Genomic DNA, 26,143 nt, shown 5'->3' on the forward strand with positions numbered 1-26,143 from the left:
GCATAAAAAACGCCACCCCGAGGGGTGGCGTTCTTCATGGCGTGATCGACAGTCTCGCTATCGCAGCGTCGCTGTGGCAGCGCCACTACGACATCGCCGCTAGGGCAACGCCGTTTTGGCAACTGCCTCAGTGCTCACGGGTCGCGCGGAAGGTGATGTCCGGCCAGCGCTCCTGGGTCAGCTGCAGGTTGACGCGGGTCGGCGCGATGTAGGTCAGCCAGCCGCCGCCGTCGTAGGCCAGGTTGGCACTGGCCTTGCGCTTGAAGTCTTCCAGCATCTTGGTGTCATCGCAGTAGATCCAGCGCGCGGTCTGCACGTTGATCGCCTCATAGATGCACTCGACCTTGTACTCTTCCTTCAGGCGGTGAGCGACCACGTCAAACTGCAGCGTACCGACGGCACCGACGATCAGGTCGTTGTTGTCGAACGGCTGGAAGACCTGGGTCGCGCCCTCTTCGGAGAGCTGCTGCAGGCCCTTCTGCAGCGCCTTCATCTTCAGCGGGTCCTTCAGGCGCACGCGCTTGAACAGTTCCGGCGCGAAGTGCGGAATGCCGGTGAAGCGCATGTCCTCGCCGATGGTGAAGGTATCACCGATCTGGATGGTGCCGTGGTTGTGCAGGCCGATGATATCGCCCGGCCAGGCTTCTTCCACGTGGGAGCGGTCCGCCGCCATGAAGGTCAGGGCGTCAGGAATCTTGACGTCCTTGTTGATGCGCACGTGGCGCATCTTCATGTTCTTCTCGTACTTGCCGGAGCAGACACGCAGGAAGGCGACGCGGTCACGGTGTTTCGGGTCCATGTTGGCCTGGATCTTGAACACGAAGCCGGTGAAGCGCTCATCGTGGGCCGTGACTTCGCGGGTATCGGTATCACGCGGCTGGGGCGGCGGTGCATATTCGACGAAGCCGTCGAGCATCTCGCGCACGCCGAAGTTGCCCATGGCGGTACCGAAGTAGACCGGCGTCAGCTCACCGCGACGATAGGCCTCGAGATCGAACTCGTGAGAGGCGCCGCGCACCAGTTCGACTTCCATGCTCAGCTCTTCGATCAGGTCTTCGCCCAGCACTTCGATGGCTTCGGGGCTATCGAGGCCCTTGATGCGCACGTCATCGGGGATGCGGTTGCCCTGACCCTGCTTGTAGAGGTGGATCTCGTCATTGAGCAGGTGATAGACGCCCTTGAAGCCCTTGCCGACACCGATCGGCCAGGTCATCGGCGCACACTGGATGTTGAGCACCGTCTCGACTTCGTCCATCACCTCGATGGGGTCACGCGTCTCGCGGTCCATCTTGTTGACGAAGGTCAGGATCGGCGTGGTGCGCAGGCGGCAGACTTCCATCAGCTTGATGGTGCGGTCCTCGACACCCTTGGCACCATCGATGACCATCAGCGCCGAGTCGACAGCCGTCAGCGTCCGGTAGGTATCTTCGGAGAAGTCTTCGTGCCCGGGGGTATCCAGCAGGTTGACCATGCGGTCCTTGTAGGGGAACTGCATCACGGAGGTGGTCACGGAGATGCCACGCTCCTGCTCCATCTTCATCCAGTCAGAGGTCGCGTGGCGATCGGCCCGCTTGCTCTTGACCGAGCCGGCCATCTGGATGGCATTCCCGAACAGCAACAGCTTCTCGGTGATGGTGGTCTTACCGGCATCCGGGTGAGAGATGATGGCGAATGTACGGCGCACATCCGCCGCCTTGGCAATCTGGGAATCTGACATGAGCTGAAAGGCATCCGGCCCGACGTGAGGCACGCCGCGCGCACTGTTGGGTGAATAGCAGAACAAGACGAATGGCGCGCATTGTAGCGGCTGGCGCGGCGCGGCAACAGAGGCGAGCGCGATCAGCGCCCTTCAGTCATCCATGCGCGCGCGAAAATGCCAGGGCCCCTCGCCCACCGGCGCCTGATCATTGAGGATCTCGTGGCGGATGGCATCCTCGATCTCGTCGCTGTCCAGGGGATAGAGCCCGCATTGCTTCAGCGCGCAGCGAACCCGGATATCACGCCCGAGATATTCGAGCAGCACGCGAGTACTGGCCGGCGTGCGATCACCACTTGCCGATACCCCGATCCGCAGCCCCTTGAGGCGCGACACACGGCTGGTGAAGGTCGGGTAGAGAATGGTCTGGGTGATCTCATTGCCGGTCATCGACTCGTAGTCGGTCATGAAGATGCGATCGCTCAGATAGAACGCCATCCCCTGATACTTGCAGTGTGACACGCCGACGCCGGACGACTCGCGCTCGACCAGGCGCTCAAGACGCTGGTAATAGACGCCATCCTCACGCTGGATGATGGACACCAGCCCCCGCAGTATCCGCCCAGGCGACGACATCGACAGATAGTACTCATAGTAGTGGCCCACATAGCGGCTCAGCTCGGAGGCGCCCGAGCGTCTCAGCTGCGCCAGCGGCTCGCTCTCCACACGCGTGGCGTGACTCTCGCGCGGCTTGGGACGCACCTGCACCAGACGCTGGAACTGACGATTGGGCAGCAGGATCTCGTGCTCCTCCACCCCGAAGAACTCGCAGATCCGCCGCAGCGTATGCGCGGCGGGCCGGTACTGACCGCTCAGATATCGATTGAACTGCGGCCGACTGATCTCGAGCCGCCGACTCACCTCGGCGATGGATCGGTAGTAGCTGCACAGCAGCCGCAGATTGAGGGCCAGGTCTTCGTTCATGGGTCTGTCTCGCGCCGGGATAGAGCCTCAGTCTACGCCGCTCCCCCGCCATGACCCAGAGTGCGTCAGGCGCAGTCTGTATCAGATAGTGCGTCTGAGTGCGCCACCTTGAGTCAGGTCGTCAAATTCCACGCCTCACGAGTGAGTGATGCAATGCAGAAGTCCCTCACACGCAGATAGTAATAACCATAAAAGAGGCTATCGCATGACTCCTGCATCCAAACTCACGTTCCACGGCGGGCCCTGGGTCTCGTTCCTGCCCATCCTGTGCTTCATCACCACGGCCATCCATGTGGCCACCAGCCTGGAGGAGCCGACCATCCAGGGCATGTGGGTCGGCATTCTCGCCGGCCTGCTGGTCACCTTCCTGTTTGCCCGTGACAAGTCCGTCTACAGCGACACCATCATGAAGGGCATGGCCAGCAAGGTGGCCATCGCCCCGGTGGCGGCGTGGATCTTTGCCGGCATCTTCGCCACGGTACTGCGCTCCTCGGGACTGGTGGACGGCATCCTGTGGGCGGCCTATCACACCGGTGCCACCGGCACGGCCTTCCTTGTCGTGACCTTCCTCGCCTGCGCCCTGTTCGCCACCGCGGCAGGCACCGGCTTCGGCACCATCGCCGCGGGCATGGGCGTGCTCTATCCCGCAGGCGTCATGCTGGGCGCCGACCCGCTGCTGCTGGCAGGGGCCATCGTGGGCGGCGGCGCCTTCGGCGACAATCTGGCGCCCATCTCCGATACCACCATTTCCTCGGCGGCGAGTCAGGGCGCTGACATCGGCGGCGTGGTTCGCTCCCGACTGCCCTTCACGCTGGTGGCCGGCAGCATCACGCTCGTGGTGATGGTGCTGATCAGTCTGACGCAGCAAACGACGCCGCTGGTCATCGCGCATGAACAGCTGGCCGAGCACATGGACCCCAAGGGCCTGGTGATGTTGCTGCCCGCCCTGGCCGCCATCTACGTGGCCATGAAGAAAGGCGATGTGATCTTCGCCACCACCGTGGGAATCCTGTCCGGCATGCTGGTGGCGATGCTCACCGGCCTCAACACCCTGAGCGGTTTCGTGTCGGTCGAGAATGGCGCGCTGATCAATGGCGTGGCCGGCTGGATGGCAGACCTGTCGATTCTGGTGATCCTGCTGTCGGCGGGCATTCGCCTGATGCTCGATGGCGGTGGCAGTGAGAGGCTGATCAATGCGCTCAAGGGGGTCGTGCGCACACCGCGTGGCGCGGAAGCCTCCTCCGCCGGGCTCTCGCTGCTGATGTCCTCGCTGATGAGCATCAATGCCCCGGCGATCCTCGCGGTCGGCCTGTCCTACGCCAAACCGGTCGGCGAACGCTTCGGCCTGAGCCCTTACCGTCGCGCCAACATCATCGACAGCATGTCCTGCACCCTGGTCTATTCGCTGCCCTGGTCCGCCGCGCTGCTGTTCGCCTCCGGGCTGTCAGTGAAAGCCGCTGAGACCTTCCCCGGCGTGCCGGCCCTGATGCCGCTCGATCTGACGCCCTGGGTGCTCTACGCCTGGGTCCTGCTGGCCGTGATGAGCGTCTCCATCGCCACCGGCTGGGGCCGTCGTTTCAGCCCGGCAGGCCAGGCGAGCGCGCAGGAAGAAGCTACCGGCGACACGCCCGCTGTGCGCTCCTCACTGTCAGCGTCAGCCCCAAGTTCAGTCTCAAGTTCAGCCCCAAGCTCAGCCAGCTGATCTACCCCTGACTGAGCTGCCCTCGACTGAACCTTCACTGCCTGCCCCGCAACAAGACGACGGACACCGCCATGCAAGATACTGAGCTGCGCCAACGCAACGTGATCGGCATCCTCACCGGCTCCGGCCCGGATGCCGGACTGGATCTCTGGAACAAGCTGCTGATCGCCAACAAGGCCCGCATCGGGCCTGGCTATCGGGGAGATCTGGATGCCCCGCACGTCCATCTGATCTCCCAGCCGGCGCTCGGGCTGTCCATGGAGCTAGAGACTCATGACCAACAAGTGTGGGAGGCGCTGGCCGACAGCGCCCACAAGCTCGCCGAGCATGTCGACTACTACGCCATCGCCTGCAATACGCTGAACTACTATCAGCCCCAACTGGAGGCCCTGAAATTGAATGCCCAGCTGGTGTCGTTCAGCGATGTCGTCATCGACAGGGTGCGGCGCGACGGCTTGAGCAAGGTGGCGCTGCTGGGCGCGAAATCCGTGACGGACATGGGGGACTGGTCACCCTACCGGGCACTGACGGAGGTGGTGGAAGTCGAGGTGCCCGGCGACCCACACCTGCTGCATCAGATCATCTATGACGTGAAGGCCCATGGCGGCGATGACCCGAGCGTGGTCCAGCGCTTTCATACACTGCTGGAGAGCCTGTCGGCAGACACCGTGCTGCTGGCCTGTACCGAGCTGCCACTGATTCCCGTCAACATCGTCAGCTCATCAGGCAACGACGCAGCGCCCGCCAAGACCCTGATCGATGTCACGGAACTGGTCGCGGAGGAGCTCGCCCGCAAGTCCTGCGGCGTCTGACCCCGCTTGGCACCGCCTGAACCCGCCTGACTTCCCCCCTCCTTGACCCAGCCCTGGCAACAGTTAACTGCCTGCCGGGGCCTTACTCCTCGCTCTCGGACAGTGACTCGACGATACGGCACTGCGCCACCACCCCGCCGGCACAGCAATGTGTCAGGCGCTGCAACTCCTCCTCCATGACGGCGAGGTCGCGCTGACGCTTGCGCACCTCGGCCAGCTGCGCCTCGATGCGCGCGTCTATCTGATCGCACGGCAACGCCTGCTGGTCCGCCAGTCCCAACAAGGCGCGGATATCATCCAGCGAGAAACCCAGACGTCGACAACGGCGGATGAAGGTCAACCGGCGCAGTTGTGCATTGCCATATTCACGATAGCCGTTGGCCGCACGCCGCAGCGGGGCCAACAGACCCTGCTTCTCGTAGTAGCGGATCGTCACCGCCTGGACGTCTGAGGCCTTGGCCAGCTGACCGATGCTCATCGCCCCTGTGACAGGCTCTGTGTCAGACCCTGGGCAAGCCGCTGATCTTTGCGGGTCTTGCGCTGCTGTCCCCGGCTCGCGCTCGGTTCCTTGTGTCATGAGGCTTGACCTTATAGTGGCTATAACCTCCATGCTGTCAGCAATACGACAGGAGGCCAAGACCCCTTATGAAAAGCTGTTGCGAAAGCAAGTCCGGCGAGCTGGCAGAGCTCAGAGCCTCTCAGGGCAAGGTGCTCAAGATCCTTTTGGCACTGAATGCCAGCATGTTCTTCATCGAATTCACCGCGGCCTGGTGGCTGGGCTCCACCGCGCTGCTGGGGGATTCACTCGACATGTTCGGCGATGCCAGCGTCTACGCCCTGACCCTCTACGTCCTGCACCGCAGCGTGCGTGAACGTGCGTTGAGCGCGCTGGTGAAAGGCATCGTGATGCTGGCGCTGGGCGTGATCGTCCTTGGCGAGGCGGGCTATCAGGCCCTCCATGGCATCGCCCCCGCCGCACACGGCATGGGCGCCTTCGCCCTGCTGGCGCTGGCCGTCAATCTGGTCTGTTTCGGCCTGCTGTGGCGCTTCAAGTCGGATGATCTGAACATGCGCTCCACCTGGCTGTGTTCACGCAATGACATCATCGCCAATGCCTCGGTCTTCGGCGCCGCACTACTGGTCGGCTGGACAGGTTCCCGCTGGCCGGATGTGCTGCTGGGGGCGGCGATTGCCGCACTCTTCCTGCAGTCCGCCTGGCAGGTGATTCGCGACGCGCGAGTTGAGCTGCGCGAGGCCAAGCAGGCCGAAAGCGTGCAAGCTGCGGATGAGCAAGACGCAAGCTCCCAAGCCCCTGACGCTCCGCCATCATCCTGCGCCACCCGCAGTTGTTGCGCGCCATCCACGGCTGCCGTAGAGGTCGAGCAGACACCCGCCAGCGGCGACAGCTCCAGCAAGTGCTGTCGTTGAGACGATGACCTGAAACGACAGCGCCCCACCGTTTCGAGTGGGGCGCTGCTTGCTGCCTTGAAGCCATGCGCGTCAGGCCGCCGGACAATCTGGCTGACGCTCGGGGTGGGCCTGCTGGAAGGCTTCCAGTGACTGACAGGCCGCCTCGATGGCCAGAATCCTCGGGTAGTCCTTGAGTTCACACTCGAAACGGCGCGCATTGTAGAGCTGGGGCATCAGGCAGGCATCCGCCATGCCCGGGCTATCGCCATGACAGAAACGCCCTGCACTTTCCGCCAGCATCACTTCCAGACGCGCGAAGCCCTCGGCGACCCAGTGTCGGTACCACTCAAGGCGCTGCTGCTGGGTGACCTCAAGCCGATCGGTCAGATAATTGAGCACGCGCGGATTGTTGAGCGGATGCATCTCACAGGCCATGAACTGGCACAGTGAGCGCACCTTCGCACGCGCTTCCGGCGCTGAGGGCAACAGCGCCGGGGTGGGCCAGCGCTCCTCCAGATATTCCATGATCGCGAGCGACTGGGTCAGGGCCACAGATGTTGGGGTATCTCCGACCATCAGGGACGGCACCAGTCCCTGGGGGTTGATGGCCAGATAGTCCTCGCTGCGCTGTTCGCCCTTGAGCAGATTGACCGGCACCTGAGCGACCTCTATCCCCTTGAGCGCCAGCGCAATTCTTACCCGATAGCTGGTAGATGAACGGTAATAGCCATACAGGCTCATTGAACTCATGCTGCACTCCCCTGTGACGCGGTTGGATGCCGGCCGCCCCTTCGCACTGCCTCGCACCCAGTTGGCTTGAGGCTTACCGGCACACGACGTCTTCCCGAGACATGTCTCTGAGAAGCTTTGCCTCTCGACGCCGCCATCAGGCGTCCAACTGCGTCACCTGCTGATCAATGGCGCCGAAGATGCTCTGGCCATCGCGATCAAACATCTCGATGCGGATGCGATCACCGAAACGCATGAAGGGCGTGCGAATCTCATCGAACAGGATCTTCTCGACCATGCGCACTTCGGCCAGACAGCTGTAGCCCACGCCCCCTTCGCTGATCGGTTTGCCGGGGCCGCCATCCTTGCCGGGATTGGACACGGTGCCTGAGCCGATGATCGCGCCGGCGCCCAGGGGGCGAGTCTTCGCGGCATGCGCCACCAGCTGCGGGAAGCTGAAGATCATGTCTGGCCCGGACTCTGGCTCACCGAACTTCTCACCATTGAGATGCACGCTCAGCGGCAGATGTACGCGCCCCTGCTGCCAGGCATCCCCCAGCTCATCCGGCGTCACGGCGATGGGCGAGAAGCTTGACGACGGTTTGGCCTGGAAGAAGCCGAAGCCCTTGGCCAGCTCGCCGGGGATCAGCTCACGCAGACTGACGTCATTGACCAGCATCAACAGGCGAATGTGGTCCTCGGCCTGCTCCGGACTGACGTGCATCGGCACATCATCGGTGATGACGGCGATCTCGCCTTCGAAATCGATGCCATGCTCCTCACTGACGCATACGATATCGGCGCTGGGGGCCAGGAAGCTGTCGCTGCCGCCCTGATACATCAGCGGGTCGTGCCAGAAGGTCTCGGGCATCTCGGCGCCACGCGCCTGACGCACCAGCTGGACATGGTTCAGATACGCCGAGCCGTCTGCCCACTGATAACTGCGCGGCAACGGGGAATGCAGCGCCTGGCTTTCCAGCGCAAAGGCGTCCGTCAGCGTGCCATCATTGAGCGCCGCGTAGCGTTGCTCGAGCCTGGGCGCCAGCGACGTCCAGTCTTCCAGCAGCGCCTGCAGGGTCGTTGCGACATCCGCGACCTTGACGGCGCGGGTCAGGTCACGGGAGACCAGCAGCAGCGTTCCATCGCGGGAACCATCCTGGTAGGTAGCGAATTTCATGGGTGCCTCCTTGAAGAGCAACGTGAGCATTAATGCAGGAATTGCCTGGGGTCGGATGACGATGAACAGTCAAAGGTCATCACTGATGCAGGGTGAATTAAGGAGTGAATCAAGGGGTGAATTGAGGAGTGGTGTGAGGCGTGAAGTGAGACGCGAGCCCCTGCCAGACCGAGCCGTAGTCGCGCTGACGAGCGCTCGACGACAGGGCCTGTGGGGTGGGCTGGAACAGATAGCGACTCTCGAACATGAAGGCGAGCGTATTGCCCTGATAGCGAGGAGCGAGCTCTGCCTGAGTGGCGGCCTCGAAGGTGGCAGCGTCGGGGCCATGCGGGGTCATGGCGTTGTGCAGACTCGCGCCGCCCGGACGGAAACCTTCGCGCTTGGCGTCATATTCGCCATGGATAAGGCCCATCAACTCGCTCATCAGGTTGCGATGGAAATACGGCGGTCGGAAGGTGTTCTCGGCGACCATCCAGCGCGGCGGGAAGATCACGAAGTCGAGATTGGCGACCCCGGCGGTGTCCGACGGTGATGTCAGCACGGTGAAGATCGAGGGGTCAGGATGATCGAAGCTGACCGTATTGATGGTATTGAAGGTCGCCAGATCATATTTGTAGGGCGCGTAGTTGCCGTGCCAGGCCACGACATCCAGCGGTGAATGATCCAGGCTCGCGCGCCAGAAACGCCCGCCGAACTTGGCCACCAGCGTGAAGTCACCGGCTTCGTCCTCGAAACGTGCCGATGGCGCGAGGAAGTCGCGCGGATTGGCCAGTCCATTGCTGCCGATGGGCCCCAGCGAGGGCAACTCGAGAGGCGCGCCATAGTTCTCGGCCACATAGCCTCGACAGCCCTTTGCGTGTCCCGCCAGCGGATTGAGCTGGAACTTGATACCACGTGGGATCACGACGATCTCGCCGCTGGCGACTTCCAGCAGGCCCAGCTCGCTGCGTACCTCGATGGCACCCTGCTGCGGCACGATCAGCAATTCGCCGTCAGCATTGTAGAAAAAGCGCTGCTGCATGCCGCGAGAGAAGGCGTAGAGATGCGTGGCACAGCCCTGCTGCGCCTGGGCATCCCCATTGACCGCCAGCGTGATCAGGCCTTCCAGAAAATCGCCAGGGCAGAACGCGATGGGGTCCCAGCGCATCGGGTTGGGATCCGGCATTCTCTCGGCCAGCGGTGCGGTGGCGACCTGCGGCATCTCCATGGGCTGATAGGCGCCCTGCACCACCGAGGGCCGAATGCGGTAAAGCCAGCTGCGCAGATTGTGGCTACGCGGCGCGGTGAAGGCCGAGCCGCTCAACTGCTCCGCGTACAGGCCATAGGGGCAACGCTGGGGAGAGTTCTGGCCCTGCGGCAAGGCGCCAGGCAACGCCTCACTGGAGACATGATTTCGAAAACCGGCGTGATAATGACACTCAGCATTGCGCTCGCGCATGACGATTCATCTCCTTGTGGGCTCGCGGCTCCTGATGACCTGGGGCATCCACGGCACGACATGCCACCATCGCCCTTAGATAGTTACATATGAAACCATATAGACAGATTCATACCTTGGCAATCGCTCAAGTGCTCGACTTTTGTCTTGCTCGCTGTCGAAAGTGGTAACATCGGTAACCTGATCCGACTACCCTGCACTGTCGTGACAACGCTGGTCAGCCCTCTCACCGAGACAGGTAACTCTCGATGCAACGCACTGATGACACTCCCGAAGCGCGCGATGCCCTTGATGGGGAAGTCTCACAGGACACGCCCCGCTGCGAGCTGGATCTTGACCAGTTCCTGCCCTATCGCCTCAACCGACTGGCCGAGCGCACCAGTGAGGCGATGTTCGCCCGCTATGGCGAGCGCTTCGCCATCAATGTCGCCGAGTGGCGTCTGCTGGCCTGGTTGAGCCGAGGCGTGCCGATGACCGCGCGGGAAATCAGTCTGCGCACCCACATGGACAAGGTACGCGTCTCGCGCGCCGTCAAATCACTGGAAGGCCGTGAACTGATCCTGCGTCGCCCGAGCGAGCAGGACCAGCGTGCGCAGCTGCTTGTCCTGACCGCCGAGGGCGAGGCCATGCTCGCCGAGCTGATTCCCGAAGCGCGGCGATTCGAGGATGAGCTGCTCGGCGCCGTCAATGCACGCCAATACCGTGATCTGCTGCTCACCATGCAGACTCTGGAGCGACAACTGGATCAACTGCCGGGCGGTGACTGAGGCAGGGATGCAAGGCACTCATCCACAGAACGACAGGGGATTGCCTGGCCGCCATTTCGTGCGACGTACAATCATGGTATAGGTTGTGTACTGTTTTTAAGGAGCCTTGCCAGCATGCATCGCAAACCGCACCTGCCCAGCAAGCCATGTCAGACCTGCCAGCGCCCCTTCACGTGGCGCAAGAAGTGGCAGGACTGTTGGGACGACGTACGCCATTGCAGTCAGCGCTGTCGTCGCAACGCACGCCAGCTGGCACGGGAGGCGCGCGATGACGTCCACTGACCCCTGGATGGTATGGTTGAACGAGGACCTGCGCCTGGATGACAACCCGTTGTGGCAAGCCGCGCTCGAGGAGCAAGCCTCGCACCTGCTGGTCGTGCATGTGGTGGCGGAGACGACCTTTCAGCCCTTCGGCAGCGTCAGCCCCGGGGAGCCACGCCTGCAGCCGCTCAGCACGGGACGGCAACATGCCCTGCTCAGGAGCCTGGAATCGCTGCGCACGCGACTTCAGGCACTGGGCAGTGACCTGCTGATCCTCCATGGCGACGCGGCACAGCTGATTGGGCAACTGGCAAGGCAATATGGCTGCCGGGGCGTCATCACGCGCCGCGCCACGGGCGTGGTGGAACGACGCCAGCAACGCGCGGTGGCAAGCCAGTGTCGTCTGCGGCAATTGAACAGTGGTTTGCTGCTGGACGAAGACGAGCTGCCGGAACCGCTCGCCGCACTCCCCGAGAGCTTCAGTGCTTTCCGGCGCAAGCTGGAGAAGGCCCGCCCGAGCCTCACCGACATGCCTGCCCCGCTGGACGCACCATCCACGCTCCCTGGTTGGCCAGAGGCCGCCCCTCGTGGCTTTCAAGGCGCGGCCAGGCAGCTGTTCAAGGCTCGCCACTGGCAGGCCGACACCCGTGGCGAATACACCTTTGCCCCCGGAGAGCCCGCCGGCTTGCAGCGCCTGCAGGATTACCTGAGCCCCGCCTTCGCCGGCCAGTACAAGACCACCCGCAATCGCCTCAACGGTGCGGATTTCTCGACCCGCTTCTCCATGTGGCTGGCACTGGGCTGTCTGTCGCCGCGGCGGATACTGGACGCGCTGCACCGTTTTCAGACCACGCTACCCGAGCACTGTGAACATCCGCAGGCTGCCTTCAAGGACAGCGACTGGATCCGCGTCGAGCTTTTATGGCGCGAGTACTTCCACTGGGATGCACGGCGGCTGGGCAGACACACCTTCACGGGCGAGTCCCCAGGCCACTACGCGGCTCAGCCGCAAAGCCATGCGCAGACGTCGGAAGCGCTTGAACGCTGGCAGACCGAAATGACCGGGGTACCGTGGGTCGATGCCGGCATGCGCGAACTGGCGGCTACCGGCTGGTTGAGCAACCGCATGCGCCAGAACGTGGCGAGCTTTCTGGTCAAGGACCTTGGCGTGGACTGGCGCCAGGGAGCGGCCTGGTTCGAGCATCAGCTACTGGATCACGACGTCGCCTCCAACTGGGGAAACTGGCGCTATCTGGCGGGTATCGGACGCGATCCGCGCGGGGATCGCCACTTCAACATGATGAAGCAGGCACGCCAGCATGATCCTCTCGGTCATTACGTCAGCCGCTGGATACCGGAGCTTGCGACACTGCCCGCCGGCATGCAGCGCCATGCGCCCTGGCTCGCCTGGTCAAGCAGCGCTGGCCGCAACGGATCAGCGGGAAGCTACCCGCGCCAGCCTCTCACGCATGTCGAGGGTTGGGAGGCCCATCTGGCCGACATCACACCGACACTCGTGACGCCCTGGCTGAGTGGCTCCTTCGAGCGAGGCTGACAAGCGTTGAACCACGAAGAGAGCGCCACAAAGCGGGCACAACGCAGAGAAAGCAACGCAGGGGATTGCATGGCGCCTTGGCGCTAACTGACCGTCAGGACTGCACTTTATGAGCCTTATTCACTATCATGGCCGCATTCCTCGCAGGAGTCGTCATGAATCAGCCGCTACCGCCACCACTGTCCACGCCGCACCGCAATCTCATTCGTCTGACCATCGCGCGCGGCATCACCTGGACCGGCTTTCTCATCCTGATCATCTTCGGGCTCGAGATCATCGGCTTTCAGCTCAATGTGCTGCCGGTCATCTCGATCATCATCGCGATGGGGCTGGTCAATGTCGCGACCTGGTGGCGCCTCGGGCAGTCGCATCCCGTCACCGACACCGAGAACCTGATTCACCTGCTGGTGGATATTGCCGGTCTGACGATGCTGTTCTTCCATACCGGTGGCTCCACCAACCCCTTCGTGCCCTATTATCTGGTGCCGGTGACCATGGCGGCCGCAACGCTCCCTTGGCGCTACGCTTGGGTGATTGCCGCGGTCGGCATGGGCTGTTACAGCTTCCTGATGGTGTTCTATGAGCCGGTGCCGCAGCTGGCGACCTATGAGCTGGGTGGACGCATCAGCCTGCATGTCATCGGCATGTGGCTGAACTTCGGCCTGTCGGCGTCGCTGGTGACCTACTTCATCTACAAGATGGCCCATGCCCTGCGCACCCGGGATCAGGCGCTGTCCACCACGCGAGAGGCCGCCCTGCGCAGCGAGCAGGTATTGGCGGTGGCCAGTCAGGCCGCCGGCACCGCGCATGAGCTGGGCACCCCGCTCTCCACCATGGCAGTGCTGCTGAGCGAGATGCGCGAGGATGCCAAGGACAGGAATGACCCTCAGCTGGAGGATGATCTTGCCCTGCTGCGCAGTCAGGTCGACACCTGCAAGCAACGCCTGCAGGCGATGGTAGCCGCGGCCGACCGCCGTCGCATGGAACAGCCCCAACCCATCAATGCTGCCCAGTGGCTGGAGGAAATCGTGCAGCGCTGGCTGGTGGTGCGCCCGGACGTGCAGCATAGCGTCGAGGTGACGTCCGGCGCTGAACAGGCCTCCATGCTGGTGGACACCACGCTTGAGCAGGCGCTGATGAACCTGCTCAACAATGCCGCCGACGCCTGCCCGGATGATATCGAGATCACCCTGGAGCAACGCGATCAGGAAGTGCTGATCGACATCCGCGATCATGGCGATGGTGTGCCCATGGCGGTGGCGGACCAGCTCGGTGAGACCTTCATCTCCACCAAATCCAAGGGCATGGGCATCGGCCTGTTCCTCACGCATGCCACCATCAATCGGTTCGGTGGCGGCGTCAGTCTGTACAACCACGAAGATGGCGGCACCTTGACGGAAGTGCGCCTCCCCCTTCATCTGACATGATGGCGGCAAAGACCGCCCAAGCGAGAACCCTGATGAGCGATGCAACCCGACTGCTGATCATCGACGATGATGAATTCTTCTGCCAGGTCACGGCGCGCGCCATGACGCGTCGCGGCTATGAAGTGGAAGTGGCCCGTGATGAAGCCCAGGCACTCAGTGTGGCACGCAGCCACCGCCCGGAGTTGATCACGCTGGACCTGAAGCTGGAGCAGAGTTCCGGCCTCAAGCTGCTGCCGGAGCTGATCGCCCTGCTGCCTGACACGCGTATCGTGGTGCTGACAGGATATTCCAGCATCGCCACCGCGGTGGAAGCCATCAAGCTCGGCGCGGTCAACTACCTGTGCAAGCCCGCCGATGCCGACGAGATTCTCAACGCCTTCAACCGCGAAGGCGGCGACCCTGCCGCCGAGATCTCCGACAACCCGCCGTCAGTCAACCGCCTGACCTGGGAGCACATCCAGAAGGTGCTCAACGAGCACGATGGCAACATCTCCTCCACTGCCCGCGCCCTGGGCATGCACCGCCGTACCCTGCAACGCAAGCTGCAGAAGCGTCCGGTCAAGCGCTGAGACATCGGCGCTGCCGTAGTCTGCATCCCAGGCGACACTTCACTGCCGGCCAAGCAAAAGCCCTCACCATCCTCGCTCGCAAGCGCGCATCGATGGTGAGGGCTTCGTGTCTCTGCACTGTCTGGAATGAGCCGTTGCTCAAGGGTACGCCGTTACTGCGCCGTCCACCCCAGGTCCATGTTGAAGCTGGAGCCGGTCACCGAGCCTGCCTTGTCGGAGGCCAGCCACACCGCCATATCCGCCACTTCGGAGGGATCGATCATGTGCTTGATCGCCGCGCCCTTGAGCATGATCTTCTCGATCACTTCATCCTCAGGCATGTCATTGAGCTTGGCCTGCTCGGCGATCTGCTTGTCGACCAGCGGCGTGCGCACATAGGCCGGGCAGATGGCATTGGCGGTGATGCCGCTTTCGCCCCCTTCCAGCGCAGCGGTTCTGGTCAGCCCCATCAAGCCGTGCTTGGCACTGACGTAGGCCGCCTTGCCCGGTGACGCGACATGGGCGTGAATGGACGCCATGTTGACGATGCGCCCATAGCCATTCTTCTCCATATGCGGCCAGGCCGCCTGGATCAGCGTGAATGGCGCACTCAGCATCAAGGCGATGATCTGATTCCACTTGGCTTCGGGGAAGTCCTTGATGCGCTCGACATGCTGGATGCCGGCATTGTTGACCAGGATATCGAGGCGCCCGAAACGGGACACGGCTTCATCCACCGCCGCGCGACACTGCTCGGCATCCGTCAGGTCGGCCTTGAAGAAGGCAGCCCCAGCCTTGTCGGCGACTTCTGCCCCCTCATCACTGAAATCGACCGCCAGCACCTGATGCCCGGCATCGCACATCGCCTGCATGATGGCGGCGCCGATACCACTGGCGGTGCCGGTCACCAGTGCAACACGGACAGGGGAAGACTGTTGTTCACTCATGCGAATCTCCTGACAGAGGGGAATGTCATGCTGCTCTGCAACATATAATGAAGATAGCGCTAATCTAGCCGTCTTTGCCACCCGACCATCGCCGAGTTGCACTCCCCGCTGGCATTATCGGGCGCCAGCCAGCATCACAGCCGCATGATGCATTCGACGCAATCATTGGCCTCCGCTGACGCAACCCGGCCGACAGGCGCTATTCACGACGAGAAGCGCACCTGCTATGACGGGAAGCGAACCTGCACCAGCAGCCCCGGGGCCTGCGGCGTTCCCAAGGGGCTCTCCTTCAGCGCCAGCGCTGCGCCTAGACGTTCGGCGAGCTCGCGCACGATGGAAAGGCCCAGCCCGGAACCTTGAGTCCTCTGGCCGGCCAGACGCACGAAGCGTTCAAAGACGCGCTCGCGTTCACGCAGCGGGATTCCGGGGCCCGTATCGGCCACTTCCATGCGCCATCCAGCGTCGTCGCGGCGGATATCCAGACGCACCTCTCCGTCTTCTGGCGTATAGCGCAGCGCATTGTCGAGCAGATTGCGCAGCAGCACGTAGAGGCCGTTCTCGTGACTGACCAGCTGCGCGCCGGGTGCAACCTCGACATGCAGCTTGATGCCTCGCTGGCGTGCCATGGGGCCCAGGTCCCGCGCCAGCTCATGGGTCAGCTGGGCGAGATCGACCGGACGACGCGGTGCCTCTGCCCCGCTTTCCAGTCGTGACAGGGTCAACAGCTGCTCCACTACCCGCGTCATGCGATTGACGCCATCCACGATCATGCGTGCCGAGCGCCGCGAGGCCTCATCCCTGGCATCGGCCTCCAGATTCTGGGCATGCACCTTGATGCCCGCCAGGGGAGTCCGCAATTCATGGGCGGCATTGGCCGTGAAGCGCCGCTCCTTGTCGAGGGTGTCCGCCAGGCGCGCCAGCAGCCCATTGAGAGCATCCACCATGCCGCGTATCTCTTCCGGCGCCTCGCTGGCATCCAGCGGCTCGAGGTACCCGGGTTGACGGGCCGTGATCTGATGACTGATGCGCAAGACGGGACGAAAACCCCGCGAGACCGCCACACCGATCAGCAAGGCGATCACGAGCAACCCGACCACCAGCGCCAGCACGTTGTGCAACGCAATCTGGCCGGTCAGTTCATCGCGCACATCTTCACGCTGGGCCGCCGTGACCCAGATGCCACTCTCGGGGAAATACAGCGTGAAGGTGAACCAGTCATGGTGATTGTCATGCTGCCTGCCATAGCCGGGCACCGGCAGATAATCGAGCGCCACGGAGCGTGACGAGAGGCCAAGCAACGGCTGGCCCAGCGCATCCCACATCTGGAAGATCAGCTTGTCTTCATAGACATGTCCCAGCGGGGATTTCTCGTGGCCATCGGCAAAGCTCAGGGAGGGCGGACGCAGGCTGAACTGGCCCGATGTCATCTGCTGCAACGTTTCCTGACGCTCGACCGGTGTCAACGACGCGAGTCGGGACTGATAGAGTCGCCCCAGCATGCGTGCATTCTGGGCCAGCTCAGCGTCGAACAGCTCATCAATCTGCTCGCGGGAATCGAAGTAACTCCAGGCGGCGGCCGTCCCCAGCACGACCACGACGCCACCGATCAGGTTGCGCCGCAGGAAACTGCGGATGGATTTCACGTGAGTTCCCCCAGCCGATAGCCCACACCGCGCACGGTCTTGACCACCCCGGTGCCGAACTTGCGGCGCAGATGGTGCACATGTACCTCGATGACATTGCTCTCGACATCGCCATCCCAGCCATAGAGCTGCTCGACGAGCTGATCCCGGCTGAAGACACGACTGGGGTGCAGCAGCAGGAACTCCAGCAGATCAAACTCGCGCCGCCCCAGGCCGACCTCACTACCGGAGAGCGTGACAGTGCGGCCAGCCTGATCAATGCGCAACGGCCCCAGCTGCAGGCAACCGCTGGCCTGCCCGGCATGGCGCCTCACCAACGCACGCAGACGCGCCACCAGCTCGGCAATGTCGAACGGCTTGACCAGATAGTCGTCCGCGCCGCCGTCCAGACCACGTACCCGGTCGCTGATGTCATCACGTGCCGTCAGGATCAATACCGGCAACGTCTGGCCCTGACGGCGCAGGTGACTCAAGACCTGCAGACCGTCGAGATCCGGCAGGCCAAGGTCCAGCACCAGCACATCAAAGGGCGAATGCTTGAGCGTGGCGGCGACGTTGGCGCCCTCCTTCAACCATTCAGTGCTCATGCCTTCGCGGCGCAGGGTATGGCTGACCCCCTCGCCCAACAACGGATCATCTTCGACGAGCAGAACTCGCATCTGGACTCCTTGAAATCGTTCTGATTCTGCCATGTCATATCGGGACATGAGGGGACATGAGACAAGACGTCCGCCACCGAAAGGTGACGGACGTTGCAAGCATACTGCGGGATAGCACATCGCCTGTATCGATGGATCAGCCAGCCATTACACACCGCTGCGTGCGCGACGCCCCTGGTGTCGAGCATGGAGCCACCTGGCCAGACGCGCCGTCAGCAGCATCCTCTGCTCGCGCAGCCCGAGCGCGCCACGCTCCAGCATGCGGCGCGGCCCGCCGATGACACGCCGCAGTGCCTCACCCGCCATCAACCAGCCATACGCGAGCGGGTGCCTGGCTCGCGCCAGCCGCAGTCGGAAGATCAGTTTGCGCGCCTGACGCCCCACACTGACAGGATGATTGCCCTGATGACGCGCCAGGCGCATCAACAGAGGGTCCTCTTCACCGGTGATCAGCGCCGGGGTATGCAACCGGATACGTGAGTGCTTCGCTGTCGGCAACGGAACGAAAAAGTCGCCGTCTGCCTGCACGATCAGCTCCAGCAGCGCGCGTCGGCCATCCGCCGAGCCATGAAGTTCAAGACACTCCAGTACCTTGGCGCGCACCTCGGCCGGCCATCCCCCACGCTCGAGCACATGCCAGGCGCGGCCACTCTCCAGATGCCAGCGGCCATCGCCCGGCAGGCTCAGCAAGGTATCGGGGCGCTCCGAAGCCGGGATGTTGCGCAGTTGCGTGCATAGCGCATCACCCCTCACATCTGCGTGCGTCAGTGACAGGCGGCGGTGTTGCTGGCCATTCGGGGTGGGCAACAACCTGCACAGCAAGGCAAGGTCATCCCCCTCTCGCTCGACCAGAATCAATGCAGCCCCTGCCGCCGCCAGCTGCCAACAGAGCTCTCGACAGCTGGAGGCCATCGGCGCCTCGACCAGTACACGATGCCCGGCAAGGCCAGCGGGCTTGAGATTTGCAGCGGTGTGGGCAAGACCAGTGCGGGCCAGACCAGTGCGTTCAAGAACTGTGCGTGCAAGAGAGGTGAACATGAGGGCTTTCCTTGGGTCGAGGCATTGCCAGCCACAGAGGCGCGAGTGGATGACACGCCTTGTGGAACTGCGTAGGAGCATGATCGATCAGCTCACTGACAGACATGTGGCAACGAGGTGACATCTCCACAAGACGTGCTGGCGATTGCCATGGCCAACACGCAAGCGCTGAGCTGAACCATGGAGTGATCACCAGCATGAATGGCTGCGCTTAACGCAAACTTAAGCTCTCACAAGACGATGCCACGATAGCGCCGGCCTTCCTGTTTCTTGCTCGCCGCTTGCTCGCCGCTTGCTCACCTCCAGCTCGACTCTCCACCAATGCCCCTCATGCTCAGAAGCCGAACAGCCTGACGATAGGCGGCACGATGAAGGCGGTCAGCAGACCGGTCAGCCCCATCGACATGCCAGCGAAGGCGCCCGCCAGCGTGCTCACCGACGAGAAGCAAAAGGCAGTACCGATGCCATGCGCCGACAAGCCCATGGTGAAACCCTTGACGGTATCGTCTCGCGCCCCTGCCAGTCGCATGACAACGGGGCCTACCACACAACCCAGGGTGCCGGTCAGCAGTACCAGCCCTGCCGTCAGCGAGGGAATACCGCCCAGTTTTTCGGCGATCCCCATCGCGATCGGCGATGTGACGGATTTGGGCGCCAGGCTCAAGGCCACCTGGGTATGTGCCCCCAGTGCCAGCGCCAGCCCAAGGGTAGTGGTCACGGCGGTGACGATGCCGACGCAACAGGCTGTCAGCAGTGGCCACAGCATCTGCTTGACCCGATCGAGATGATCAAACAGCGGTACCGCCAGCGCGACGGTGGCCGGCCCGAGCAGGAAGTGAATGAACTGGGCCCCTTCGAAGTAGGTGGGATAGTCGGTGTCCGTCAGCCACAGAAACCCGATGATCAGCGCGATGGAGACCAATACTGGATGCGCCAGCGATGCCCCCCGAGCCAGACGGTTGATCGCCGTCGCCAGCAGAAAGGCCACCAGCGTCAACAGCAGATGCAGCAACGGAGAAGCGCTCAGGTACACCCACAGGGCGTCAAGCGGGGCCAGATTCATGAAGACACCTCATCGGCGCTGGGTGACTTGCCCCCTGCTCCACTCGGTGTCGCAGAACCTCGATCGATCAAGCGCTGCAACAGCCACGCCGTGACGAATTGGGTGACCGCGATCGACGCGACCAGCGTGATGGCGATGGCGGTGAGATCGCGTGCGATGAGCTCGAAATGGACCATCACGCCAACGCCCGCGGGCACGAACAGCAGCGACAGATGCGAGAGCAGGCCATTGCTGGCAAGCCTGAGACTGGCAGGCACACGTTCCCGCAGCAGCGCTCGGGCCAGCTGACGTTGACCGAGGTCTCGATCCGCATTCTCGTCAACACGCAGCACTCCTTCCCCCTCTCTGTCCGGGGCAGGCAACAACCGTTTGCGCAGCCGCCCTCGCAACATCAACCCCAGCAGCAGGAACAACATTCCCAGTACCGGCCCCGGCACCGGAAGCAACAACGCACGCCCCGTCACCTCGCCGAGAAACTGGCAAAGCAGCAAGATGCAGAACCCCTTGATCAACGCCATTTCCTTACAGACTCCTCTTGACCGTGTCAGCCCGTCAGGCCGTCATGCTGACAATTATGTCACAGCCATCCCTGACGCCCTTGCCTCTCCCACCCGGCATCCTCATGACCCCGGCGCCCTTGCTGCCCTCAGTGCTCTCAACGCCAACAACGGTGAGGCAACGCTTTACTGTGATAATCTGCGATCTTGATCCCCCATCACCGTTACAGACAGGGAAGGCTGCGACACGATGCCAGATTCTCTCGGGCTTGATACATCCATTATTCCCAATTGGATCAAGACATTGCGGCATGAAGAGGATCATCAGGCTCTGATGATCCTTGAACTGGCTGCCGACCTGGCTGGCGCTCCCATGGCGATGATCAACCTGCGTGATGGCGAGCAGCTCAAGCGCTGGTTGAGTCTGGACGACAATGTGCATGAGTCCGTCCCCATCAACGATGCGCTGTGTGGCGCAGCGGTACTGCAAGCCAGTCCCCTCATCACGTGTGACGCCCGTCGACAACCGGAACTCGCCGGTTGCAGTTCGGTCCTTGCCGACGGCATTCGTTATTACATCGGCTTGCCCCTCAAGGCAGACAATGGCGAGATAATCGGCTGCATGAGCCTGGCGGACGCTGAGCCGCGGCAACAATTGCCCAGCCCGGACGTCCTCGTCCGGCTGGACAAGCTCGCGAGCCTGGCGACCGAGGCGCTGAAACGCCAGGTCAATCAAAGCTACCTCAATGCAGAGTTCGCAGACAGTCAGTCGCGGGCCAGCTGGATATTGCGCAGCATTTCCGATGGCATCATCGAATGGAAAACAGGCAACGAGAGATTGACCATCTCTACCCGCCTGGAAAACCAGTTGGGGTATGAAGCCGGCACACTCGATACCGCACTCGAGGCGTTGCATGAGAGAGTCGCGCCCGACATGCGTGACGACTTCAAGGCCTTGATCAACGCCAAGCGACTGAGCGGGACGCCTTTCAATTGCGAGTTGCTGATCCGCACCCAACAGGGAGATCATCGCTGGTTTGAGCTGCGCGCTCAATTCGAGGTCAGAAACGGAGCGCCCTACCGCTTCATCGGCTCATTGCTGGATATCCATCAGCAGCATCTGGCCAAGGATGCCCAGGCCGACAAGCTGCGCCGCTATGAACGTCAGCAGGCGGCCTTGATCGAGCTCGGCAACACCCGCCACGATGAGAACGCGCAGCTCGACAGCCTGCTGCCGTGGTTATGTGAGCAAGTCGCCAAGGGCCTGCAGATACGCAAGGTAAGCTTCTGGTACATGAATGAAGACCGCGACTGCCTGTCGCTGGCCCATGTCCATGATGCGTGGGTCCCCCCGCCGCACGATGCCACGCATAGCACAGTTCCCACTCGCCTCACCCGCACCCAGAACCGGGTCTATTTCGAGGCTCTGGATGCCGGTCATGCTCTCGCCCTGGCCGATGTGACCAAGGCCAATCAGGAATTGCTGTTTGATGGCACCTTCCGCTGCAGCGTGAAGGCCATCATCGACAGCCCGATCCGTGTGGCAGGCCAGGTGGTGGCCGTCATCTGCTGCACGGAAAGCAATGCCCCACGCGAATGGGCAGATGATGAGCAGGCGTTTCTGGCCTCGGTGGCGGATCACGTCTCACAGCTCATGACCGAATTCGAGCAACAGGCCTCTCAGAAACGCCTGCGTGCCAGCGAGCGACGCTACCGCGCCACCTTCGAGCACTCCGCTGTCGGCATGGCGCACCTGAGCACCAGTGGCCAGCTGTTGCGCGTCAATCAACGAATCGAGAGCATCCTGGGCTACACCGCCGCCACCTTGTCGCAGAGTGTGATACGCGAACTGATCGAGCCGGAAGACCTGGAGAGCTTCCTGCAGCAACATCAGGCCCTGATCGAGCAGCGCAAGGATTTCTTTACCCAGCAATGTCGCTTCATCCATGCCTCCGGCAACTCGGTGCATGCAGAGATCAGTGTCTCTGCGGTCGAGGCGACGCCAGACCAGGATGGCTATACGCTGCTGGCGCTGATCGACAATACGCTCAATCACACCATGTCGCAGCGCATGGCTCACGAGGCCAATCACGACAGCCTGACGGGCTTGCTCAATCGCGGCGCCTTCAAGCGTGAACTGACGACACTTTGCGATGATGCGCGCGCCACCCGCACGCTACATTGTCTCGCCTACATCGATCTGGACCAGTTCAAGGTCGTCAATGACACCTGCGGCCACTCGGCCGGCGATGCGCTATTGATCCAGCTGGTCGACGTCATTGCCGCCGGCTTGCGCAAGCAGGATCGTCTCGCACGCCTGGGAGGGGATGAATTCGGCTTGCTGATGCCCGACATGTCGCTGGACGCCGCCGAAGCGCTGCTCGAAGAGATGCGCCAGTCCGTCACCAACTTCCGATTCATGTGGGAAGACAAGCTGTTCACCATCAGTACCAGCATTGGCCTGGTGAGCATCGACAGCAATCACAACGACCCACACCAGCTGCTGAGTGCCGCCGATGCTGCCTGCTATGAAGCCAAGGATGCCGGGCGCAACCGCATTCATCGCCACAGTGAATCCGGTGACGAGGTAGCTCGGCGCATGCAGGAAATGCACTGGCTGACAGAAATCACCGCGGCCATCGAAGAACAGCGCCTGGTGCTTTACCAACAGCCGATTGTCAGCACCCTCGCCACTGCACAAGCTGACAACGCAGAGCCAGCCAACGACCCGCACTGCGAGCTGAACTGCGAGCTACATTACGAAGTGCTGGTGCGCTTGAAAGGCAGGGATGGCACCATCATTGCGCCGGGCGCCTTTCTGCCTGCGGCGGAGCGTTATGGCCTGTCAGCCGCCATCGATGAACATGTCATTCGCCAATACCTGAGCTGGCTGGCAGCGCACCCTGCGCATGCCCAGCGACTGACCATGGTGTCACTCAATCTCTCCGGGCACTCCATAAGCAGCCCGAGCTTTCGCGACCTGCTGGTCACGCTGGTCCGCGACAGTGGCATCCCGGGTGACAAGCTGTGTTTCGAGATCACCGAGTCCGTCGCCATCACGCGGCTGGGCGACGCTCGCGCCTTCTTCGAGGCACTCGGCGCACTCGGCTGCTCCTTCGCGCTGGATGACTTCGGGAGTGGCGTGTCGTCCTTCGGCTACCTGAAAAACCTGCCCGTCGACTTCCTGAAGATCGATGGCGCCTTCATTCGCGACATGGACACCAACCGCGTCTCCTACTCCATCGCCCGCGCCATTGCCGAGGTCGCGCGTGAAATGGGCATGAAGACCGTGGCGGAATTCGTGGGGAGTGCGCAAGTGCTCGCCTCCGTCGCCACCATCGGTGCCGACTATGTGCAGGGCTATGCGCTGGGCATGCCGGAGCCACTCGAGACACTCGCCATCTGCTCCAATACCAATGACGGCCACAGCAAGGGGCATACCGGCGACACAGACTCCAGCCCGACCTCACGGGTCAATGACGCTCGGGTGGCGCAGCCTCTTGCTCCTAAAGCTGGCTGAATCAGAGGCTTGCCGAATAAAGGCGAAGCGCCCCATAGAGCAGAGCGCGACATTTCCTCAAGACCACACAAGAGAAGCCCAGCCTCCGAGCGGCAAACGCCACTCGTAAGCTGGGCTTCTGTGCTCTTTTTCAGAATTCAGGGTGCAGGGGGGAGAATAACGGTGTCAGAAACCGGATTCGCGGCGCCAGACCCCCACCACTTCACGCCAGGTTCGGCTCAACAGGCTGCGCGGCTCAGTCTCGACGTTGACCATGCCGCGCCGGCCAGGCATCGAGAGTGCCAGCGCCTGCGAAAAGTCCACTGGCTCAAGCGTGACCCGATAGAGGCTGCGCATCAGTTCCAGCTGCCCTTCCTCGCCCTCGCGAACCTTCAACTCCCCACCATAGGGCGCGGCCATTTCCGGCTGTTCAAGCACTGCGACTGCCTGAGGTTCGACGCTGACCACGCGCATTTCCAGCGGCTTGCCTACCGGCGCCAGCGGATAGAACCAGGCAGTGGCGCCTTCATCGACGCGCAGCACCTCTTCCTCTTCCACCCAGGCCGTCAGGGTTACCTGCCGGGGATTGCGCAGCGTCATCACCCACTCCCCTTCACCGACCCAGCCCCCTTCTCGCAAGGCAGGGTTGAGCGAGTTCACCTTGCCGGCGAATGCTGCCTCCAGCTGACCGGTCGCCTGTTCGGCTTGCAGCGCGCTGACCCGTTGGCGCTGCACATCCAGATCAGCCTGCACCACCGGGCTATCCTGCAGCAGCCTGCGATCCAGACCACTGGCGGAGCGACGCCAGTCCAGCTGCTCCACGCGACGCTCGGCACTGGCAAGCCGCTGGGCGACTTCCGGGGCACTGATGGTCGCCAGCGCTTGACCGGCGCTCACCTCGTCACCCTGGGCGACATCGAGACTCAGCCGGCCACCGAAGGGGGCTTCGAGACGGGCCGAGGGTTGCTCCAGCCACCCCGGCAGGCGCAGCTCGCTCTGCCAGGGCCAGACCAGCAAGGCCCCCAGCGCCACGATGATCATCCCGGTACGCAACAGAGCCAGATTGGCGCGAGGCTTGCGACCTTCACTGAACCAGCGCCGAATTTCATTCACGATTGGCCGCATGATGAAGTACCAGATCTCGACGGCGAACAGCACGATGCCGAGAAGCTTGAAGAAGAAGTGATAGACCGCCAGGGCGATCCCGAGAAACAGCAACAGGCGATACACCCAGACGCCCACCGCGAACAGCACCAGGGCACGCTGCGGACGCTCAGGCGGCGCTTCCTTGAAGGCGAACAGCCATTCACGCAGCTGCCAACGCGCCAGCGCCTGGGAGCGCGGTTCAAGGTTGGGCTGCCGCCAGGCATCCGACAGCAGGTAATAGCCATCGAAACGCATCAGAGGATTGAAGTTGACCAGCGCCGACATGATCCAGGTCGTCGTCGCCAGCCAGAAACACAGGGTGCGCGGCAAGCCTTCCGGCAACAGATGCCAGCACAGCAAGGCCAGTACCGCGATCGAGAGCTCGACCGCGACACCCGCGATATCGACGCCAACTCTGTCCCGGGCCTGGGTGAGTCGCCAGGCATCACTGGTATCGGTGTAGAGCACCGGCCAGCCGACGATGAAGGCCACCCCGATGGTCGGGACGCGCGCGCCCTTGGCCTTGGCAACGAAGGCGTGCCCCAGCTCATGCAGTATCTTGACGAAGACCAGCGCCAGCCCCAGTGTCAGCCAGCCACCGACAGCGCCCAGTGCCGCGAAGCTCGCGATGAAGGTATCCAGCTGGCGTACCGTCAGCCAAAGGCCCACCAGAAACATGACCGCCAGGCTCCAGAAGAGGCCCCGGCTACCCAGCCAGCGTACCTTGTTGACGTGCCGGCTCAGCCAGCGATCCGGATTGGCCAGCGGAATGCGCACGAAGAGATAGTGATGCATCAACCACTTGAGCCCCGTAGGACGCGACTCAAGACGGCGTTGGTAGCGTTCCTGCTGTCCGGGATCCCCGCGCACCAGATCATGCTGACGCAGAAATTCCGACAGGGCGCGTAACTGCTCGCCAGGCACTTCACGACCGAGACTGGCACTCGCCTGTTTGGCGGCTGCCGCTTCCTGACCACCGCGAATGAAGGGCAGCAATTCGATGGCGGCCTCGCCCAGTCGATAGAAGCGCTGGGCGACCGGGTCATGCAGCAACCAGCGCCGCTTGCCATCGCGATCCTGCTCGACGGGGTGCAACTTGAGGTCTTCACGCAGCACGGCCAACGGGGGAGTCTGTGAGATCATGC

At 62.7% G+C, this 26,143-nt stretch carries 22 protein-coding genes; 9 read left to right on the top strand and 13 right to left on the bottom strand.

Annotated elements, in window-relative coordinates; genetic code table 11:
• Window positions 1-127: 127 nt before the first annotated feature.
• Together H2O77_RS10050 and H2O77_RS10055 are read right to left on the bottom strand one after the other, a co-directional pair.
• Window positions 128-1,717: a peptide chain release factor 3 gene (locus H2O77_RS10050; RefSeq protein WP_153635928.1), complete on the bottom strand. Its 1,590-nt coding sequence runs from the start codon at window positions 1,715-1,717 to the stop codon at window positions 128-130.
• A gap of 132 nt (window positions 1,718-1,849) precedes the next feature.
• Entirely contained in the window at window positions 1,850-2,680 is an 831-nt protein-coding gene (locus H2O77_RS10055; RefSeq protein ID WP_215822909.1) for a helix-turn-helix transcriptional regulator, read from the bottom strand.
• A gap of 205 nt (window positions 2,681-2,885) precedes the next feature.
• On the opposite strand from H2O77_RS10055, the gene H2O77_RS10060 reads away from it, so the two are divergent.
• On the top strand, window positions 2,886-4,382 hold the full coding sequence (locus tag H2O77_RS10060) for a Na+/H+ antiporter NhaC family protein (protein ID WP_215822910.1): 1,497 nt from the start codon (window positions 2,886-2,888) through the stop codon (window positions 4,380-4,382).
• Window positions 4,383-4,453: 71 nt separating this feature from the next.
• Entirely contained in the window at window positions 4,454-5,194 is a 741-nt protein-coding gene (locus tag H2O77_RS10065; RefSeq protein ID WP_215822911.1) for an aspartate/glutamate racemase family protein, read from the top strand.
• 82 nt (window positions 5,195-5,276) lie between these two features.
• On the opposite strand, the gene H2O77_RS10070 is transcribed toward H2O77_RS10065, so the two are convergent.
• Window positions 5,277-5,672 (bottom strand): helix-turn-helix domain-containing protein, encoded by a 396-nt coding sequence (locus H2O77_RS10070; RefSeq protein ID WP_215822912.1) that lies wholly within the window; start codon window positions 5,670-5,672, stop codon window positions 5,277-5,279.
• A 167-nt stretch (window positions 5,673-5,839) separates the two neighbouring features.
• Here H2O77_RS10070 and H2O77_RS10075 point away from each other — a divergent pair, with 167 nt between their 5' ends.
• A complete protein-coding gene (locus tag H2O77_RS10075; protein ID WP_215822913.1) occupies window positions 5,840-6,622 on the top strand; it encodes a cation diffusion facilitator family transporter in 783 nt (260 codons plus the stop codon).
• 72 nt (window positions 6,623-6,694) lie between these two features.
• On the opposite strand, the gene maiA is transcribed toward H2O77_RS10075, so the two are convergent.
• The 3 genes from maiA to hmgA all read right to left on the bottom strand — a co-directional run bounded on the left by maiA (window position 6,695) and on the right by hmgA (window position 9,948).
• Entirely contained in the window at window positions 6,695-7,345 is a 651-nt protein-coding gene (gene maiA / locus H2O77_RS10080) for a maleylacetoacetate isomerase (RefSeq protein WP_215824561.1), read from the bottom strand.
• 145 nt (window positions 7,346-7,490) lie between these two features.
• On the bottom strand, window positions 7,491-8,510 hold the full coding sequence (locus H2O77_RS10085) for a fumarylacetoacetate hydrolase family protein (protein ID WP_215822914.1): 1,020 nt from the start codon (window positions 8,508-8,510) through the stop codon (window positions 7,491-7,493).
• A gap of 109 nt (window positions 8,511-8,619) precedes the next feature.
• Window positions 8,620-9,948 carry a homogentisate 1,2-dioxygenase gene (gene hmgA / locus H2O77_RS10090; protein ID WP_215822915.1) on the bottom strand — a complete coding sequence of 443 codons (1,329 nt, stop codon included), beginning with the start codon at window positions 9,946-9,948 and terminating at the stop codon, window positions 8,620-8,622.
• A 248-nt stretch (window positions 9,949-10,196) separates the two neighbouring features.
• On the opposite strand from hmgA, the gene H2O77_RS10095 reads away from it, so the two are divergent.
• The 5 genes from H2O77_RS10095 to H2O77_RS10115 all read left to right on the top strand — a co-directional run bounded on the left by H2O77_RS10095 (window position 10,197) and on the right by H2O77_RS10115 (window position 14,527).
• Window positions 10,197-10,715, top strand: a complete 519-nt coding sequence (locus tag H2O77_RS10095; protein ID WP_215822916.1) for a MarR family winged helix-turn-helix transcriptional regulator — start codon at window positions 10,197-10,199, stop codon at window positions 10,713-10,715.
• Window positions 10,716-10,829: 114 nt separating this feature from the next.
• Window positions 10,830-10,997 (top strand): DUF2256 domain-containing protein, encoded by a 168-nt coding sequence (locus H2O77_RS10100; protein ID WP_107334636.1) that lies wholly within the window; start codon window positions 10,830-10,832, stop codon window positions 10,995-10,997.
• Complete coding sequence (locus H2O77_RS10105) at window positions 10,984-12,531, top strand: DASH family cryptochrome (protein ID WP_215822917.1); 1,548 nt, start codon at window positions 10,984-10,986, stop codon at window positions 12,529-12,531. Before H2O77_RS10100 ends, H2O77_RS10105 begins: the two co-directional genes overlap by 14 nt.
• 155 nt (window positions 12,532-12,686) lie before the next feature.
• A complete protein-coding gene (locus H2O77_RS10110; RefSeq protein WP_215822918.1) occupies window positions 12,687-13,958 on the top strand; it encodes an ATP-binding protein in 1,272 nt (423 codons plus the stop codon).
• A gap of 32 nt (window positions 13,959-13,990) precedes the next feature.
• Window positions 13,991-14,527: a response regulator transcription factor gene (locus H2O77_RS10115; protein ID WP_043336058.1), complete on the top strand. Its 537-nt coding sequence runs from the start codon at window positions 13,991-13,993 to the stop codon at window positions 14,525-14,527.
• A gap of 152 nt (window positions 14,528-14,679) precedes the next feature.
• Here the strand turns inward: H2O77_RS10115 and H2O77_RS10120 are convergent, their stop codons facing one another.
• The 6 genes from H2O77_RS10120 to H2O77_RS10145 all read right to left on the bottom strand — a co-directional run bounded on the left by H2O77_RS10120 (window position 14,680) and on the right by H2O77_RS10145 (window position 20,374).
• Complete coding sequence (locus H2O77_RS10120; protein WP_054557012.1) at window positions 14,680-15,453, bottom strand: 3-hydroxybutyrate dehydrogenase; 774 nt, start codon at window positions 15,451-15,453, stop codon at window positions 14,680-14,682.
• Between the two features lie 224 nt (window positions 15,454-15,677).
• A complete protein-coding gene (locus H2O77_RS10125) occupies window positions 15,678-17,096 on the bottom strand; it encodes an ATP-binding protein (RefSeq protein WP_215822919.1) in 1,419 nt (472 codons plus the stop codon).
• Window positions 17,093-17,755 (bottom strand): response regulator, encoded by a 663-nt coding sequence (locus H2O77_RS10130; protein ID WP_215822920.1) that lies wholly within the window; start codon window positions 17,753-17,755, stop codon window positions 17,093-17,095. The genes H2O77_RS10125 and H2O77_RS10130 overlap by 4 nt, the downstream gene beginning before the upstream one ends.
• A gap of 147 nt (window positions 17,756-17,902) precedes the next feature.
• Window positions 17,903-18,793 (bottom strand): hypothetical protein, encoded by an 891-nt coding sequence (locus H2O77_RS10135; protein WP_215822921.1) that lies wholly within the window; start codon window positions 18,791-18,793, stop codon window positions 17,903-17,905.
• Between the two features lie 334 nt (window positions 18,794-19,127).
• Window positions 19,128-19,856 (bottom strand): LrgB family protein, encoded by a 729-nt coding sequence (locus tag H2O77_RS10140; protein WP_054557016.1) that lies wholly within the window; start codon window positions 19,854-19,856, stop codon window positions 19,128-19,130.
• Window positions 19,853-20,374 (bottom strand): CidA/LrgA family protein, encoded by a 522-nt coding sequence (locus H2O77_RS10145; protein ID WP_215822922.1) that lies wholly within the window; start codon window positions 20,372-20,374, stop codon window positions 19,853-19,855. Before H2O77_RS10145 ends, H2O77_RS10140 begins: the two co-directional genes overlap by 4 nt.
• Window positions 20,375-20,687: 313 nt before the next feature.
• On the opposite strand from H2O77_RS10145, the gene H2O77_RS10150 reads away from it, so the two are divergent.
• Entirely contained in the window at window positions 20,688-23,873 is a 3,186-nt protein-coding gene (locus tag H2O77_RS10150) for an EAL domain-containing protein (RefSeq protein WP_215822923.1), read from the top strand.
• 165 nt (window positions 23,874-24,038) lie between these two features.
• On the opposite strand, the gene H2O77_RS10155 is transcribed toward H2O77_RS10150, so the two are convergent.
• Window positions 24,039-26,141, bottom strand: coding sequence for an HlyD family efflux transporter periplasmic adaptor subunit (locus H2O77_RS10155; protein WP_215822924.1), 2,103 nt, complete (start codon window positions 26,139-26,141; stop codon window positions 24,039-24,041).
• Window positions 26,142-26,143: the final 2 nt, after the last annotated feature.

The sequence above is a fragment of the Cobetia sp. 4B genome, assembly GCF_018831605.1.
Classification (GTDB): domain Bacteria; phylum Pseudomonadota; class Gammaproteobacteria; order Pseudomonadales; family Halomonadaceae; genus Cobetia; species Cobetia amphilecti.

What these genes read in the sequence shown, in the direction of transcription:
- H2O77_RS10150 (WP_215822923.1), top strand. Translation starts at nt 20,688, where the DNA reads ATGATCCTTGAACTGGCTGCCGACCTGGCTGGCGCTCCCATGGCGATG.
- hmgA (WP_215822915.1), bottom strand. Translation starts at nt 9,948, where the DNA reads ATGCGCGAGCGCAATGCTGAGTGTCATTATCACGCCGGTTTTCGAAAT.
- H2O77_RS10140 (WP_054557016.1), bottom strand. Translation starts at nt 19,856, where the DNA reads ATGAATCTGGCCCCGCTTGACGCCCTGTGGGTGTACCTGAGCGCTTCT.
- H2O77_RS10130 (WP_215822920.1), bottom strand. Translation starts at nt 17,755, where the DNA reads ATGCGAGTTCTGCTCGTCGAAGATGATCCGTTGTTGGGCGAGGGGGTC.
- H2O77_RS10075 (WP_215822913.1), top strand. Translation starts at nt 5,840, where the DNA reads ATGAAAAGCTGTTGCGAAAGCAAGTCCGGCGAGCTGGCAGAGCTCAGA.
- maiA (WP_215824561.1), bottom strand. Translation starts at nt 7,345, where the DNA reads ATGAGCCTGTATGGCTATTACCGTTCATCTACCAGCTATCGGGTAAGA.
- H2O77_RS10115 (WP_043336058.1), top strand. Translation starts at nt 13,991, where the DNA reads ATGAGCGATGCAACCCGACTGCTGATCATCGACGATGATGAATTCTTC.
- H2O77_RS10085 (WP_215822914.1), bottom strand. Translation starts at nt 8,510, where the DNA reads ATGAAATTCGCTACCTACCAGGATGGTTCCCGCGATGGAACGCTGCTG.
- H2O77_RS10110 (WP_215822918.1), top strand. Translation starts at nt 12,687, where the DNA reads ATGAATCAGCCGCTACCGCCACCACTGTCCACGCCGCACCGCAATCTC.
- H2O77_RS10070 (WP_215822912.1), bottom strand. Translation starts at nt 5,672, where the DNA reads ATGAGCATCGGTCAGCTGGCCAAGGCCTCAGACGTCCAGGCGGTGACG.
- H2O77_RS10105 (WP_215822917.1), top strand. Translation starts at nt 10,984, where the DNA reads ATGACGTCCACTGACCCCTGGATGGTATGGTTGAACGAGGACCTGCGC.
- H2O77_RS10060 (WP_215822910.1), top strand. Translation starts at nt 2,886, where the DNA reads ATGACTCCTGCATCCAAACTCACGTTCCACGGCGGGCCCTGGGTCTCG.
- H2O77_RS10135 (WP_215822921.1), bottom strand. Translation starts at nt 18,793, where the DNA reads ATGTTCACCTCTCTTGCACGCACAGTTCTTGAACGCACTGGTCTGGCC.
- H2O77_RS10055 (WP_215822909.1), bottom strand. Translation starts at nt 2,680, where the DNA reads ATGAACGAAGACCTGGCCCTCAATCTGCGGCTGCTGTGCAGCTACTAC.
- H2O77_RS10095 (WP_215822916.1), top strand. Translation starts at nt 10,197, where the DNA reads ATGCAACGCACTGATGACACTCCCGAAGCGCGCGATGCCCTTGATGGG.
- H2O77_RS10155 (WP_215822924.1), bottom strand. Translation starts at nt 26,141, where the DNA reads ATGATCTCACAGACTCCCCCGTTGGCCGTGCTGCGTGAAGACCTCAAG.
- H2O77_RS10145 (WP_215822922.1), bottom strand. Translation starts at nt 20,374, where the DNA reads ATGGCGTTGATCAAGGGGTTCTGCATCTTGCTGCTTTGCCAGTTTCTC.
- H2O77_RS10120 (WP_054557012.1), bottom strand. Translation starts at nt 15,453, where the DNA reads ATGAGTGAACAACAGTCTTCCCCTGTCCGTGTTGCACTGGTGACCGGC.
- H2O77_RS10065 (WP_215822911.1), top strand. Translation starts at nt 4,454, where the DNA reads ATGCAAGATACTGAGCTGCGCCAACGCAACGTGATCGGCATCCTCACC.
- H2O77_RS10050 (WP_153635928.1), bottom strand. Translation starts at nt 1,717, where the DNA reads ATGTCAGATTCCCAGATTGCCAAGGCGGCGGATGTGCGCCGTACATTC.
- H2O77_RS10100 (WP_107334636.1), top strand. Translation starts at nt 10,830, where the DNA reads ATGCATCGCAAACCGCACCTGCCCAGCAAGCCATGTCAGACCTGCCAG.